We start from the raw sequence: 14,938 nt of genomic DNA, 5'->3' as shown, positions 1-14,938 counted from the left end.
ATGGCGTGGTTTGCGAGGCTATTGCTTTGCTTTTGCTGGGCGAACAATGCGCAAGGGTTGCGGCGCATGCTGCTTTTGTGGGGTGCATCAACCCCATGTGTGGCGCGCATAGCCCTTGTTGCTGTCACGCAACGAGCGTGACTACCGCCGGAAGAGGTCCTTGATGCCGTCGAAATCGAAGGCGAGCGAGAGGCGCAACGTTTGGTCCAAGGGGTTGCTTTTGGCCGTGGCGATGAGATAGGCCGCGTCTAAAGCGATGCCATGGGTTTTGAAACCGGCGCCGAGGGTGAGATATTTTCGGTTACCTTTGTTGGCACTCTCGTGGTGATAACCCGCGCGAACGGCAAACTGGTCGTGGTAAACATACTCGCCACCAAGGCTCCATGAAACCTCTTGCAGTTCTTCTTTCAGTCCGCCGGGCGCATCGCTAAAGCTCTTAAAGATGCCGTTGATGCTCGACACATCGTAGTAGTCGCGTTGCAAGCGCTTGTCGAAATCGGCGGGAAGTTCGTTGTCGCGCTGGATGGGGCGTGTGGGAACGAGCAGCTTGTTGGCATCCACGGCCACCGAAAAGCGGTTGTATTCGTCGATGGGCACCATCAAAGCGCCGCCCAAACGCAGGTTGGTGGGGATGAATTCGCTGTTGTCATCGCTGCTGAAATTAATCTTACTGCCGATGTTAGAGATGTTCATGCCCAAGCCTAATTGGCACTCGCGCTGCCCCATCGTGACGTAGTTTTGATAGTAAAGGGCGAGGTCGGCGGCAAAAGCACTGCCGGGCTGGGTGGCATCGCTATAATCATAGGTGAGGTCGGAGTGGATATAACGCACGGCAGCCGCGATGGAAAAGCGCTCGCTGAGCATCAAAGCGTAGCCCACATCGAACGACATCTCGTGGGGATGGATGGTGGGGATGGCGCCCGTCGAGCCGCTATGGGGCAGTTCCACCTCGCCCATGTTGAAATAACGTAGCGAGGTTGACACGGCACTGTAGTTGCCGATGCGATAAAATCCCGTGAGGTTGGCCAAATACATGTCGTTGACCAAGCGGCGCAACCACGGTGTGTAGTTGAGCGAAACGCCCGCCCGACTGATGTTGAACGGATATTTTGCGGGGTTCCAATATTGCGCATTCACGTCGGGATCGGTGGCTACACCCACGTCACCCATGCCGGCTGCTCGGGCATCGGGGGCGATGGTCTGCGACGTTACGGCCGTGTAGACGGGATTGAAAATCGTTTCTTTGATGGATTGCGCCGCTATCTGTGGGCTGAAACCGGCCAGCATGAGGGCGACGAGCATCGTTGTTTTTACTTTCATTGTGTTGCAAATGTGTAATGACATAACGTGTTGGACGTTTATTTATTGCCCGCAACGAGCAATTTCAGGGTTTTCGTTTCGTGGTTGTTGCCGCCATTAACGAGGCGCACGCGGCAGAGATAGAGCCCCGGTGGCAAGCGACTTCCGCCTTGCATCGTGAGGTTGTAGTCGATGGTGTAGACGGAATGGGCGGGTGTGGCCTGCTCGATGTGGTGCCACAGGGGGCGGCCTACGAGGTCGAAGACGCTGATTTCTATCGATAGGGGGGTGCCTATCTGGTCGTGTTCGATGCGGAACTGCGTGTGGTTTCGCGCCGGATTTTCGGACAGCTGCACGCTGATGAGGTGGGGTTCCATGTGGCTGTCGACAACGAAGTCGAGCGTGGTGACCGACGAATTGTTTTGCACATCCCATGCGCGGAACTGCAATCGGTGGCGGCCTTCGCTGAGTTGGGGCAGCTGGAAAGTCACCGTTCCCGAGGTGTAGCTGCCGATGTCGAACTGGAAATGGTCGTTGAGGTTGTAGGTTTGCTGCGGTTCGCCGTCGACAACGAGTGCCAAGTTGTGGCCAATGCCGCTGCCGGTGACGTTGATGCCGTCGCTATCGTGGAGCGATGCTACAAACATTGGCATGGCATTCACGCGACCTCCCGGCCGAAACGAGGGGTGGTTGAGGTAGCAAGTGACGGTGGGTCCCGTGCCATCGGTGGGGGGTAGCGCCGAACCGCCTACGGTGAACTGCTGCGATTGCCCATTCACCGTGAGCCGTTGGCTGTCGTCGGTGGCGAAAAGGGTGATGAGACCTTGCCCGTTGCTGTAGCGAATGTCGCGTGGAACAGCAAAGGTGAAGGCAAATTTTCCGGCGCGAACGCTGTCCGTTCCCGTGAAAACCACCGTCTGGCGGTCGGTGTATTGAAAGGCAGTGTCGGCCTCTGTGGGGTCGTTTAAACGGCAAGTCACACGTTCGGGTGCATCGCGTACCACGAGCGTAGATAGGCCTTTGAACTGCGGTTGCCCGTCGATGTGGCCCGCGATGCGCACCACACTGCCTGCCTTGAGCGTGGGCATTGTGCCGCTGTGGGTCGCTATGCCGGCAATCGAATCGACCACCATTTGCTGTCGAGGCAGGTTTAAACGCAGGGCAGGGTCGCCCAAAAGGGCATATTGCAGCTTGTTGGTTGTGCGGTCTTTGCCCGTGGTAATCATCTCGGCGAGTGCCAACTGGTGAGCTTCTCCGAGGGTGTTGAGGCGGCCGTTGGTGGTGCTCAGCACGTGTTTGAGATAGGCCATGTTGAGCATTTTGTTGTAACGTGCATAGACGGTGCGTGTGGTTCCGAAGAAAGCCACTGCGCCTCCGTGGGCGTTTCGCACGGCCGTTTCGCCCAAGGTGGGTGCCAAACCATCGAAAGGAGCAATGTCACACGAGGCCGTTATCCACAGCGGTAGATGGCGATGGTTGAAGGTTGCGAAGTCGTTGCGGTTGAGAACGCCCTCGTGGGAGAGCTGCACCTCGGAGCCATGACCGGCATAATCCATGATGAGGGCACCGCGTTGTTGCTGCTCGATGATGGCTTTTCGCACGTCGGGATAGCTGTTTCCCGTGGTCGAGGTCTGGCGTTTGTAGGCGTCCCACATCACCTTTTTCACATAGAGTGCGGGGTGTTGCTGGGCAACAGCGTCGGCAACATCGTTGGCATCGTCCATATGTAGGTTCTGATTGCCGTCATCGCCCATGAAAAGCAAGGTGTTTTGCCATGCGCCGGCATCAGCGTTTTCGGCATAACGAATGGTTTTATCGACCATCGTTCGGGCCTCTTCGGGGGTGGAAACAGGGAAGCGTCCCACGCCAATATCGGGGATATCGTGGGTCTGGAGCGCACCACCTTCGCCGTCATCCAACATCCCTAAGAAGGTATCGCTCACGTAACATTCGATGGCATTGAACGAGTTTTCGCTCTCGTAGCACAACAGGTAGTCGTCGGCCTGCAGCTGCTTTGTGGCCGTTGTACGCAGCCGATTGTCCCAAAGGCAGTCGCCAAAGAGCAGCAAATAGCGAGGGGCATCGGCGGGATTGGTGGCGCGATCGTAGAGCATCTTGAGGTAACGGCGGTAGGCATTCACGTCGGGTGTGCCGCTGGAGAACTCGTTATACAAGGCATCGGCCGCCACAATCTTGACGCGAAGGCCATCGTGTTGGGCATGAAAGGCCTTTAAACGTTCGGCCTCGGCCGTGAGTTTGCCCGACGAAGGCACGATGATGACCATGTCAGCAGGACCATCGCCGTGGAGATTTTGCGGTGAGATGGTGCCGGCGATGGTGGGAATGGGGAAGGCATCGGTGGCTAATTGCGGCGCAGGGAAGGGGGCATTCCAGGTCATCGACACATAGTCCATCCGACAAGGGCCGCCCGAAAGGGTGGTGATGCGCACGCGATCGGTGGGCTGGAGCGTGGGCAACACATAGACACCTTGCGCCTCGTTGCCCGCGTCATAGGCGTGCAGTTGAATGGAAAGTTGGCCGACGGGCTGGTCGTTCACAGCCACTTCGACCACAGATGGAGCACCCGCGCTGACATTTACCGATAGCGTTGCGGCAGTAGCAGCAGGGGGATGGGCAAACGAGAACGTGGCCGTTTGACCCGCAGGGATGGGCGTTTTGTCGTAGAGGTTGCGCCCACCGTGGTACCAAGCATAGCTGTCGTCCTCGATAAGCGTGTGGTAATCGTTGGGCGAGGGATAGAATTGTTGCAGAAAATCAGTTTCGTTCATGGTGCGTGGTGGCGCAGATGACTCGGTAAGAAAGTAGTAACCATAGTCGGAATAGGGGTTGCGTGTGCGGCGAAGTGCCGTGGCATCATCCCACGAAACCGTCCCTTTGGCATAGAAAAGATGGCGCCCCCCCACCACACATTGCGCCACTTCGTGCAGGTCATCGCCCGTAATGAGGTCGGCTTCGCGCACCACTTCGTTTTGCAACCAACCGCCATAACCATAGATATGCACCTTATTTATATCGCTGAACCCTGCCTGACGGATGAGCGATTCGCTGAGTTGATGCACGCCCGTCTCGGCCACTTTGATCTTCACCCAGTGCCCTTGTGCCAGTACAGATTGATGGGTATAGCGGTCGGCAGCAGCCATACGGGTGGACAAAGGGTTGCGCTGAGCGTGGGCAAGCGCACGAGGTTGCGACGTGATGCGCAACATGAAACGCGTCAAAGCGCAATAGTGCCCGTCGCGATAGGCGTAGGGAGGAAACGAAACCACCAACATCGGCTGCTTGCGTTGCACCACCATCGTCTGCTCAACCGTGGGCCATGTGGGCGGCAACGCCGTGGTTATCGCCCGATAAGCCTGCTGCTGTGCCGGCGAAAGGGGCGCAAACTCGGGGTAAACCACCTCCACCTGGTAGATGGAATCGCGGTAGTTGCCCGACAAAGACATGGCATACGTGAAGCGCGCCAATGCCGAATCGATGTGTAATTGGGTGGACGAGAGGTGGAAAAAGCGTGAGGAAGCGGCCGCATCCAGCACCAGCATACAGAGCAAAAGTAGGCCTGAACAGCATTGTATCGTAACTTGTTTTGAACGTTTGAATCGTTTCATGTGCCCCATCGCTTCCTATTTACAGTTAAACGACAGCACTTTTCGTTCGCCAATGAAGCCCTCGAGGTGGTCGTTGATGTGGACGATGTTGGGCGAAACGGGGGCTCCGGTGAAGAGGAGATCGCCTGTTTTGAGGGTGAAAAACTGGCTGATGTAGGCAATGAGGTCGTCGATGTTGTGGCGCATGTCGCCCGAATAGCCCGCTTGCAAGGGCGTGTTGTTGCACGAAAGTGTGAAGGGGAGGTTGTGAATGGGTTTGAGTTCGTCCAATGGAACCCATGTGCCTATGGCGGCGCTACCATCAAAGCTCTTGCTCAAGTCCCAGGGTTGGCCGGCCTTTTGTAAGTTTTTTTGCAAGTCTGTAGCGGTGAAGTCCACACCAAGGGTGACGGCATCATAATAGCGTGTGGCAAAACGTGGGGCGATGGTCTTGCCCAATCGGCAGATTCTCACCACGAGATGCACGGCAGCAGTGATGATGCCTAAGTGGTCGGGAATGAAAAAAGGTTTACTGTCTTTGAGCAAAGCCGTGTCGCATTTGGTGAAAAGCACGGGTGCATCTGCCCCTGTTCCATCCCCTTGTTGCGTGCATGCCGCAGTGTTATAATTGCCTTCTATGCCAAAAATTTTCATTCCTAATTTCCTTTTTGCGTATCGTTGCCGTGCCCTTTTCGTCTATAGGCTGCGCACAGACCAGCCGTTTTGCAAATTTCGGTATATTTTTTTATTCCGCCAAAGAAATGCCTTCTTTTCATTGTGGCTGGCGGAAGAGAGGGCGATGGGAGGAGATGTGGAAAGGGAGAATGTTGCGTTTTTGGGAAGATGGAGCGCACGCTGTACGCATCAGCAAACTCCTCTTCTAAGACATTGGTGAACGATGGGTTTGCAAAAGCAATGAAAAAGGTGGCAAATGTGGGCCACCTTTTCTTGTTTTTTCGTATGAATTGCCGACTAAAGTCGCAGAGATTGCGAGGCTTACTCGCCGAAAGCGGCAGCTTCGGCGGCTTCGATAATCTCCTCACGGCTTTGCTTTCGGGCGCTGATGTCGCTCAAATCGAAGTCGTCATCGGCGGTTTCGTCGGCCGATGGAGCCGTGCTGTCGGCACGTTGATCAGCCATCTTGTTGACGTTTTCGGCCGTATCTTCTGCCGTTTTGGCTGTTTTACGAGTCCTTTTGCCAGCTGGTTCGTCGGCTTTTTCGGCACCGTTGACAGGCTGTTCAGCCATGGAGGCTTGCCCTTCTGCCGGCGTTTCTTTTGCCTTGTACATGGGCGAACGGCGGCGTCTCTTGCCCTTTGCAGCCGGTTTTTCGGCCGTTTGGATGTCGTTTGCAGCAGTCTGTGTGTCGTCAGCCGATGCTTCTTGTGTTGCAGGAACCGTTGTTTCGGGCACAGACATCAAGAAACTCTCGTCGGGTTCGGTAGTGGGAACGTTTTCAACCGGTTCCTCTTCCATCTTTGTGCGGTTGGTTTTGGCTGCGAAGACGGCATCGATGAATTGAGGCTCCTTGCGCAGTTTCTCTAAGGTCAGCTTGCAAGCCATTTGCTGACTCTCCTTTTTGCTGTAGCCTTTTCCGGCACATCCCTCGAGACCTTCGATGATAATCTTATATTGGAACACGGGACTTCCACCCTGATCGGTGGTTTCTGCGATGTTCTCAAAGCTGAGGTTGACGCGGTTTTTCTGGCTCCATTCGATGAGTTTGCTCTTGAAATTCACCTCCTTATAGGCCACCTTGTCGATGTTTACCAACTGTCCGAGGATGCGTTTCTGCATGAAGCGCATGCAGGCTTCATAGCCTTTGTCGAGGTAGATGGCGCCCACCAAAGCCTCGAAAGCGTTGCCTCCCATGTAGCTGTTGTGCGAGGAGCTGCGCCCATTGCTAAGCACCAAGCGGGTGATGCCCATCTCTTTGGCCAAGCGGTTGAGCGTTTCGCGCTGCACAAGTTTCGAGCGTGTGTTGGTCAGGAAGCCTTCACGCTTGCCCGGAAAGTGCCGATAGACGATGTCACCCACGATGGCATCGAGGATAGCATCGCCGAGAAATTCCAACCGTTCGTTGTTCACCGGACGCCCTTTTGCGTTGCGCCGCATGACACTTTTGTGCATCAGTGCCAGCTTGTAGTAGCTAATATCGTGGGGATAGAAGCCCAAGATGGTGTGTAAAGACGAATAAAGCTCCTTTTCCTTGCGGAAAGGAAGCTTTATTCTATCGATGAGATTACTCAGCATATTTCTTGAAAATCACGCAGCAGTTGTGCCCACCGAAGCCAAAGGTGTTGCTCAAAGCGGCACGCACTTCGCGTTTTTGTGCCTTGTTAAAGGTGAAGTTCATGTTGTAATCCAATGCTTCATCGTTGTCACCCTCTTCGTGATTGATGGTCGGTGGCACGATATCATGCTTCACACTGAGCACGCAAGCCATGGCTTCTACCGCACCTGCTGCACCGAGAAGGTGGCCGGTCATGCTCTTGGTTGAGCTGATATTGAGCTTGTAGGCATGGTCGCCAAAGACGTCTTTGATGGCCTTTGCCTCAGAAACATCGCCCACAGGTGTCGACGTTCCGTGCACGTTGATGTAGTCGATATCGGTGGGTTGCAAGCCGGCATCCTCCAAAGCGCGCTGCATTACGAGCTTAGCTCCCAGCCCTTCTGGGTGAGAAGCGGTGATGTGATGGGCATCAGCACTGGCACCTTCGCCTACCATTTCGGCGTAAATCTTAGCGCCACGAGCCTTCGCATGCTCTAACTCTTCGAGGATAAGACAGCCTGCTCCTTCACCCATCACGAAGCCATCGCGACTCGCACTGAATGGACGGCTCGCATGTTCGGGGTCATCATTGCGGGTAGAGAGGGCGTGCATGGCGTTGAATCCGCCTACACCACACTCGCAGATAGCTGCTTCTGCACCGCCACTGACGATGATATTGGCCTTGCCTAAGCGGATGAGATTAAACGCATCGGCTAAGGCATTGCTCGACGAAGCGCATGCACTTGTCGTGGTATAGTTGGGACCATGGAAGCCATATTGAATGCTAATCTGCCCTGCAGCAATATCAGCTATCATCTTAGGAATGAAGAAAGGGTTGAACTTGGGCCCTTGATCTTCGTGCTGTCCATAATAGGTTACCTCGTCTTGGAACGTCTTGATGCCTCCAATTCCGACACCGAAAATCACGCCAACGCGGTCTAAGTCTTCGGTTTCTACGTCGATATTGGCATCTTTTATGCCCTGCATGGCGCTAATCATAGCCAGCTGACAATAACGATCCATCTTGCGCATTTCCTTGCGATCAATATAATCGGTGACGTTCAAATCCTTCACTTCGCACGCGAATTTGGTTTTGAACATCTCGGTATTAAACAGGGTGATGGGCGCCGCACCGCTCTTTCCGGCCAGCAGATTAGCCCATGTTTCTTCGGGATTGTTGCCTACAGGGGTTACAGCTCCCAAGCCTGTTACAACGACTCTTTTTAATTCCATGTGAAATATAAAATATGATTAGGGATTAGGGACCAGTGATTGGGCACACACTTGCGCGGCTACCAATCCTTAATCACTAACCCCTAATCGTATGATTTGCAAAATAAAGCGTTTGCTATGCAATTACTTTGCGTTTTCTTCGATGTACTTAATAGCGTCACCAACGGTCTGGATGGTTTCAGCTTTGTCATCGGGAATAGAGATACCAAACTCTTTTTCGAACTCCATAATCAATTCTACAGTGTCCAAAGAATCAGCACCTAAATCGTTTGTGAAACTTGCTTCGGGCTTTACTTCAGCCTCGTCAACACCAAGTTTGTCTACGATAATCGCCTTTACCTTGCTTTCAATTTCTGACATAATTGTTACTTTTAAAATGTTTAATAAATAATTCCCTAATAAAAAACTGGGTGCAAAGGAACACATTAATTTTCATATTCGCAAATATTTCTATCAAAAAAGCATCCTCTTTTGCACAAACACCCCTAAGTTGTGCAGGTTTTAGGCCGCCTTTTCACTGTTTTTTGCCCCAAAAGCCATTCTTTTTTTGTTCAAAAATGCAAAATCTTATCGACAAATTATATTATTCTAAGTTTTTTAGTAAATTTGCAAAAGCGTTGACTTTGAAATCAATGTTGGCGATAAAAGACATTATTATATATAAAGACATAACACGAAAGCTGAATGAAAAAATTATGCACAATGGCTTTGATGCTCATGGTGAGCATCTTGGTTCAAGCCCAAATACAGAATCCTGCGAAGTTCTCTGTGCAGCTAAAAGCGGGAAAGACCGCCGAAGCGGAGTTGGTGTTCACAGGTAAGATTGCGGCCGGTTGGCACGTCTATTCTACTAATTTGCCCGGCGGAGGCCCCACTTCGGCCACTTTTAACGTCGAGAAGCTCGACGGAGTGGAGTTGGTTGGCAAGCTCACGCCACGTGGAAAAGAGATTAAAAACTTTGACAAAACGTTCGAAATGCAGCTGCGTTATTTCGAAAACAGTGCGCAGTTTGTGCAGAAAATACGCTTCACCAAACCGCAATATGCGTTGAAAGGCTATTTGGAATATGGTGCTTGCAACGACCAAAGCTGCTTGCCACCCACACAAGTCGAAGTGCATGAGCAAGGCAAGAGTCCGGCTTTCGTAGCAAAAAAAAACGCTGAACCTGAGCAAACGGCTGCGATAGCGGCGGCTAAGGCAGGTGAAAAAGGAGGTGATGGTGCGCAGACGAACATAGATGCAGCTGCATTAACGCCCGCCACACCGGCCAATTTAGCGCAGCAAACCGCAGCCGATAGTTTGGCAACCGCAGCTGTTGCCGGGGAAAAGACGCTTTCGGCAGCCGACAAAGCCACGCTGTGGAAGCCCGTTGTCAAGATGCTTCAACAGCAAAACGGCACCGATGCGAGCGACAGTCAGAGCTGGGGTTACATCTTTTTGATGGGTTTTTTGGGTGGACTGTTGGCGCTTTTCACGCCCTGTGTGTGGCCCATCATCCCCATGACGGTGAGCTTTTTCCTGAAACGGGCGAAGGATAACCGGCGCAAAGGCATTCAAGATGCCCTCATCTATGGTGCCTCTATCGTGGTCATCTATTTGGCTTTGGGGCTCATCGTCACGCGTCTTTTCGGCGCTTCGGCCTTGAATGCCCTCTCCACGAGTGCCCTTTTCAACGTCTTTTTCTTCTTGATGCTCGTGGTGTTTGCCGTGAGTTTCTTCGGTTGGTTTGAGATTCGGCTGCCCGATAAATGGGGCAATGCGGTCGATACGAAAGCCTCTTCCACCACAGGTCTGCTTTCAATCTTCCTCATGGCCTTCACGTTGGCCTTGGTAAGTTTCTCGTGTACGGGTCCCATCATCGGCTTTTTGTTGGTCGCTTCGGCCACTTCGGGCTCGCTGATTGGCCCTGCTGTGGGCATGTTTGGCTTTGCATTGGCGTTGGCTTTGCCGTTTACGCTCTTTGCAATGTTCCCCAGTTGGCTCAAGAGCGCACCCAAATCGGGGTCGTGGATGAACACCATCAAGATTGTTCTTGGCTTCATCGAGTTGGCGTTCTCGCTGAAGTTCCTCAGCGTTGCCGACTTAGCCTATGGCTGGCACATCTTAGATCGCGAGGTGTTCCTGTCGCTTTGGATTGTGATTTTCGCCGCTTTGGGACTCTATCTCATTGGCAAAATGAAGTTTCAGAGCGATGCCATCGGGGGCGAAATCGATAAACCCATGCCCGTTCCCTGCATCATGTTAGGACTGTGTTCGTTGGCCTTTTCCGTTTATTTGGTGCCCGGTTTGTGGGGCGCACCCAACAAAGCCGTGAGCGCTTTCGCACCACCCATGAGCACACAGGATTTTAATTTGAACACCAAAGAGGTGCGTGCCACCTATCATGACTACGAAGCGGGCATGGCAGCTGCTGCAAAAGCCGGCAAACCGGCATTGCTTGACTTCACCGGTTTCGGCTGTGTGAACTGTCGAAAGATGGAAGCTGCCGTGTGGACCGACCCCACTGTGGCCAAGACTTTGCAAGAGGATTATGTGCTCATCTCGCTCTTTGTCGACGACAAGACCCCGCTTCCGCAGGCCATGACGGTGCAAGAAAACGGGCAGACGCGCACGCTACGCACCGTGGGTGATAAGTGGAGCTATCTGCAACGCAGCAAGTTTGGCGCCAATGCCCAACCGTTCTATGTGCCCGTCAACAACGAAGGGCGTCCATTGGTGGGCAGCTATGCTTATAAAGAAGATGTGAAAGCCTATTTAGGTTTCTTGCAACGCGGTCTTGAGGCCTATCGCAAACAGCCATAAAACGTACGAAGATGCTTGACAAAACCACACGACAGCAACTGCTTTCGCTCATCCAACGCGAGGTAGTGCCTGCGGTTGGGTGCACCGAACCCATGGCTGTTGCGCTCTGTACGGCGCGCGCTACCGAACTTTTGGGCTGCCGTCCCGAGAAGATTGAGGTGCTTTTGAGTGCCAATATCCTCAAAAATGCTATGGGAGTGGGCATTCCCGGCACGGGCATGATAGGTCTTCCCATTGCCATTGCCTTAGGAGCTACCATCGGAAAGAGCGCCTATCAGTTGGAGGTGCTGAAGGATTTGACGCCCGAAAGCCTGTCTGAAGGTAAACAATATTTGGAGGAAGTGTGTCTCAACATCAAGCTCAAGGAGGATTGTTGCGACAAACTTTATGTGGAGGTGACGTGCCAAAAGGGCGACAAGCAGGCCACAGCCATCATTCAACGCGCCCACACCAACTTTGTTTATGAGGCCGTTGGTGGCAAGGTGATGCTCGATAAGCGCATGAAAGGCGGTGAGGAAGAAGGGAATGACGATATAGAACTGAACATGAAATTGGTGTGGGATTTTGCCACAACAACCCCCATCGACGAGCTGTCGTTCATTCTTCAAACCAAGGAATACAACCTGAAGGCGGCGCGCGAGAGTCGAAAAGGCAACTATGGTCATTGTTTAGGCAAGACGATGGACCGTCCGTTGAGCCACGGCATCTTTGGCAACAGCATCTTTTCACACATCATTTCGGCCACCGCCTCGGCCTGTGATGCGCGCATGGGCGGTGCTTTAATCCCTGTGATGAGCAATTCGGGCTCGGGCAACCAAGGCATCTGCGCCACCAATCCCGTGGCCGTTTATGCCGAAGAGAACGAGAACACCGAGGAAGAACTCACGCGAGCGCTCATCTTGAGCCATCTCACGGCCATCTATATCAAGCAAAGTCTTGGCAAGCTCAGCGCCCTTTGTGGGTGCGTGGTAGCCAGCATCGGCAGCAGTTGTGGCATCACCTATCTCATGGGTGGCAATTATTCGGACGTGTGTCATGCGGTGAAAAACATGATAGCCAACCTCACTGGCATGATTTGTGATGGGGCAAAGCCCAGTTGTTCGCTGAAGATTTGTTCGGGAGTGAGCACAGCTTTGCTCAGCGCTTTGTTGGCACGCGAGGGACGATGTGTCACGTCGGCCGAAGGAATCATTGATGATTGCGTGGACCAGAGCATCCACAACCTCACGAGCATCGGCAAAGAAGCCATGTGCGCCACCGACGATATGGTGCTGAAAATCATGACGCAAAAGCAATCGTGCTAACGGCATTGCTCTCGTTTTGCAACACTATCTGCGCCGTTTGTCCATGCCCTTTGCAAGGAATGCCTTTGAAGGTAGCGCCACTTGTTCATGCCCTTTGCCGAGAACGTCCTTGAAAGTAGCGCCACTTGTTCATGCCCTTTGCAGTGGATGCTCTTGAAAGTAGCACCACTTGTCCATGCCCTTTGCAGTGGATGCTCTTGAAGGTAGCGCCACTTGTCCATGCCCTTTGCCGATAACGTCCTTGAAAGTAGCGCCACTTGTTCATGCCTTTTGCAGCGAATGTCGTTGAAGGTAGCGCCACTTGTTCATGCCCTTTGTAGGTAATGCCTTTGAAGATAGCGTCACGGGGCTGCGCCCTTTGTGAACAATCGCTATGCTTTTTCCGCTCAATCTCTTTGCCTTTGCGTGCTAAAATGGTGCAGATTGCAGGGTAAAAGCATGCAGTTGCGTGGACTTTCTTCTGCTACTTTCCTAATTCATAGTAGCCGAGTTCGGCTGTTTCCACAAAATATTGTACCTTTGCAGCGCGTAGTTGCAGCGGCACGCCTCAGCGATTGCCAGCCAGTGGGTGATGGTGTGCGCGCTGTTTCACTGCGATGGCTATAAAGGTCTCATAGTTCAATGGATAGAACAAGTCTCTCCTAAAGATTAGATCCGAGTTCGATTCTCGGTGAGACCACTCCCTTTTTCTTTTTCCTTATATTCTTTTTCGGGCAACATTTCTCAATGTTTGGAGCGCATAAAGGTGTGGCTGTATGGAGTGAGATGGGCACATTTCTCTTGTTTCCAAGAACTTATGGGCAGGCATTCGTGCTCCATTTGTGCCGTAGACACACTCTATTGTCATGAGATGGGAACCGATTTCAATCCTCGTAGTGCATATCTTTGCGTTTCATATCTGTACCGCCACATCACTATTATCGGGAAAGAAGGATTTATAGTAGGCTTTGATAAATGGTGTGATGAATGGAAAGAATTCCTTGATGAACGAACACTGCTAATCTCCTACAAGACAATCTATGCACATAGAAGGCTGAGAACTGCAAGGCGTTGTGTAAAGGCACACCTTAAATGGCTCTATCGTATGAAGAATATCCGGAATTAGAGATACCCAATACGACAAATCTTTTGGAAGGATTTAACTCTCAACTTAAAAGAGCACTGCATAATCATAATGGGATGAAGGAGACCAATAAAAAGAAGTTCATAGATGGATTTCTAAATATGAAAAAGTAGATTGGAATTACCAGCCTACCAAATGTCCATTACGCCTCCATTTGCAAATTCTGCTATACATATCACAATAAGCCCCAATCTAACGCATCAGCTTTTGCAATCATATCCTCGACAATCTCTGGTTCAATGGAATTAACATACAGTATTTTACCATACAGCCATTGGCGGGCATGAGAATGTCCCGGCATTACGTGATCAAAATGTGCTTGGGTTCCATACTTCTCACAAAAATGAAGATGTCTATAGATTTGTCGTTTGAACTTCTGAGGTACACGAGGTTTTTCTCCATCTATAAGAATACCTGTAACCATTTGACGAGATTCAGGTCCATAAGTTCCAGTCTTGCTATAATTCAACTGTAGTGATTCCTCCTCAACTATCTTTTTGAGAAAACTCTGTGTAGGAAGTTTCTCAAGTTCATTCGCAGAGAATGTCAAATCATCAGCATATCTAGTGTAATGTATTCCGTTCAAGTCAGCAAATTTTGCTAATCTGCTATCTAATCCACGGCATATCAGATTAGCTAAAGCTGGGCTTGTTGGAGCACCTTGTGCCAGAACCGCCTTAGGCTTATTATACAAATATCTGAAACAACGCTGTTTGTACCCCCTAAGACTTTGGTACTTTTCTTCTTTTAATTTCAAAGTGCATAACGTAGCCAAGTCGTGACTCACGGCTGGCGAATAACCTATTTCTAAAAAGATACCGTAGACACGCTGTACGGTTATACTCTCGAAGAAATTCTTGAAATCAAACTTGCGTATGAAAGACATACCAACATGAGGACTTGCATTTTGAAAAGTACTGCCACCCTTGACAAATCCCTTACTCTGGGGATGAACAGGAATCTTATCCAAAATCTCATGCAATATCCATCGTTGAATACGTTTTAGGTTCTGATATGGAACAACTATCCGCCTCCTCTTGCTACTATGTTTTTTCTTGATTGTAAAATATGCATAATAACCATCAATGTGGTCTTTGATGGAAATAAGTTCCGAATACTCTACACTTACTATGCCTGCCAAGTGTTTTAGTGAAAATATTACTGGCAGCCCTTTCTTTATCAGGTTGTCTGTATATTCTATAATAGAGGAACGGAATTGAGAGTTGCATCCGTTCAGTTGTTGTATAAAAGAGTCTCTCGGGAAATCCATAACATCAATCTATTACTCTTACTGGATATA

At 51.3% G+C, this 14,938-nt stretch carries 9 protein-coding genes, 1 tRNA gene and 1 pseudogene; 4 read left to right on the top strand and 7 right to left on the bottom strand.

All coding sequences use genetic code 11. The features are described from left to right. Positions 1-141: 141 nt before the first annotated feature. The 6 genes from porV to HMPREF9431_RS10210 form a co-directional block, all read right to left on the bottom strand. Positions 142-1,287: a type IX secretion system outer membrane channel protein PorV gene (gene porV, locus HMPREF9431_RS10235; protein WP_231287827.1), complete on the bottom strand. Its 1,146-nt coding sequence runs from the start codon at positions 1,285-1,287 to the stop codon at positions 142-144. A 71-nt stretch (positions 1,288-1,358) separates the two neighbouring features. Then, complete coding sequence (gene porU / locus HMPREF9431_RS10230) at positions 1,359-4,934, bottom strand: type IX secretion system sortase PorU (protein WP_004381214.1); 3,576 nt, start codon at positions 4,932-4,934, stop codon at positions 1,359-1,361. 6 nt (positions 4,935-4,940) lie between these two features. Then, a complete protein-coding gene (locus HMPREF9431_RS10225; protein ID WP_004381213.1) occupies positions 4,941-5,558 on the bottom strand; it encodes a fumarylacetoacetate hydrolase family protein in 618 nt (205 codons plus the stop codon). Between the two features lie 342 nt (positions 5,559-5,900). Beyond that, positions 5,901-7,157 (bottom strand): ribonuclease III, encoded by a 1,257-nt coding sequence (gene rnc, locus HMPREF9431_RS10220; RefSeq protein WP_004381212.1) that lies wholly within the window; start codon positions 7,155-7,157, stop codon positions 5,901-5,903. Further along, a complete protein-coding gene (gene fabF / locus HMPREF9431_RS10215) occupies positions 7,147-8,409 on the bottom strand; it encodes a beta-ketoacyl-ACP synthase II (protein WP_004381211.1) in 1,263 nt (420 codons plus the stop codon). Before fabF ends, rnc begins: the two co-directional genes overlap by 11 nt. A gap of 123 nt (positions 8,410-8,532) precedes the next feature. Beyond that, positions 8,533-8,769: an acyl carrier protein gene (locus HMPREF9431_RS10210; RefSeq protein WP_004373076.1), complete on the bottom strand. Its 237-nt coding sequence runs from the start codon at positions 8,767-8,769 to the stop codon at positions 8,533-8,535. A 324-nt stretch (positions 8,770-9,093) separates the two neighbouring features. On the opposite strand from HMPREF9431_RS10210, the gene HMPREF9431_RS10205 reads away from it, so the two are divergent. The 4 genes and pseudogenes from HMPREF9431_RS10205 to HMPREF9431_RS13560 all read left to right on the top strand — a co-directional run. Then, complete coding sequence (locus tag HMPREF9431_RS10205) at positions 9,094-11,211, top strand: protein-disulfide reductase DsbD family protein (RefSeq protein WP_004381210.1); 2,118 nt, start codon at positions 9,094-9,096, stop codon at positions 11,209-11,211. 11 nt (positions 11,212-11,222) lie between these two features. Then, positions 11,223-12,515 carry an L-cysteine desulfidase family protein gene (locus tag HMPREF9431_RS10200; RefSeq protein ID WP_004381207.1) on the top strand — a complete coding sequence of 431 codons (1,293 nt, stop codon included), beginning with the start codon at positions 11,223-11,225 and terminating at the stop codon, positions 12,513-12,515. Positions 12,516-13,122: 607 nt separating this feature from the next. Beyond that, positions 13,123-13,194: transfer RNA gene (locus tag HMPREF9431_RS10190), tRNA-Arg, on the top strand. A 243-nt stretch (positions 13,195-13,437) separates the two neighbouring features. Beyond that, a pseudogene (locus HMPREF9431_RS13560) lies at positions 13,438-13,751 on the top strand (IS256 family transposase, variant Zn-binding type); the annotation flags it as partial. Between the two features lie 62 nt (positions 13,752-13,813). Here the strand turns inward: HMPREF9431_RS13560 and HMPREF9431_RS10180 are convergent. Beyond that, positions 13,814-14,908 carry a reverse transcriptase domain-containing protein gene (locus HMPREF9431_RS10180; protein ID WP_004381203.1) on the bottom strand — a complete coding sequence of 365 codons (1,095 nt, stop codon included), beginning with the start codon at positions 14,906-14,908 and terminating at the stop codon, positions 13,814-13,816. Between the last annotated feature and the right edge of the window lie 30 nt (positions 14,909-14,938).

The organism is Segatella oulorum F0390 (assembly GCF_000224615.1).
GTDB lineage: Bacteria > Bacteroidota > Bacteroidia > Bacteroidales > Bacteroidaceae > Prevotella > Prevotella oulorum.
Note: the sequence above shows the minus strand (reverse complement) of the source record. Positions and strands in the feature narration are given on the sequence as shown.

Excerpts from the sequence above, each read along its gene's own strand:
- porV (WP_231287827.1), bottom strand. The coding sequence starts at position 1,287 with ATGCTGGCCGGTTTCAGCCCACAGATAGCGGCGCAATCCATCAAAGAA.
- porU (WP_004381214.1), bottom strand. The coding sequence starts at position 4,934 with ATGGGGCACATGAAACGATTCAAACGTTCAAAACAAGTTACGATACAA.
- HMPREF9431_RS10225 (WP_004381213.1), bottom strand. The coding sequence starts at position 5,558 with ATGAAAATTTTTGGCATAGAAGGCAATTATAACACTGCGGCATGCACG.
- rnc (WP_004381212.1), bottom strand. The coding sequence starts at position 7,157 with ATGCTGAGTAATCTCATCGATAGAATAAAGCTTCCTTTCCGCAAGGAA.
- fabF (WP_004381211.1), bottom strand. The coding sequence starts at position 8,409 with ATGGAATTAAAAAGAGTCGTTGTAACAGGCTTGGGAGCTGTAACCCCT.
- HMPREF9431_RS10210 (WP_004373076.1), bottom strand. The coding sequence starts at position 8,769 with ATGTCAGAAATTGAAAGCAAGGTAAAGGCGATTATCGTAGACAAACTT.
- HMPREF9431_RS10205 (WP_004381210.1), top strand. The coding sequence starts at position 9,094 with ATGAAAAAATTATGCACAATGGCTTTGATGCTCATGGTGAGCATCTTG.
- HMPREF9431_RS10200 (WP_004381207.1), top strand. The coding sequence starts at position 11,223 with ATGCTTGACAAAACCACACGACAGCAACTGCTTTCGCTCATCCAACGC.
- HMPREF9431_RS10180 (WP_004381203.1), bottom strand. The coding sequence starts at position 14,908 with ATGGATTTCCCGAGAGACTCTTTTATACAACAACTGAACGGATGCAAC.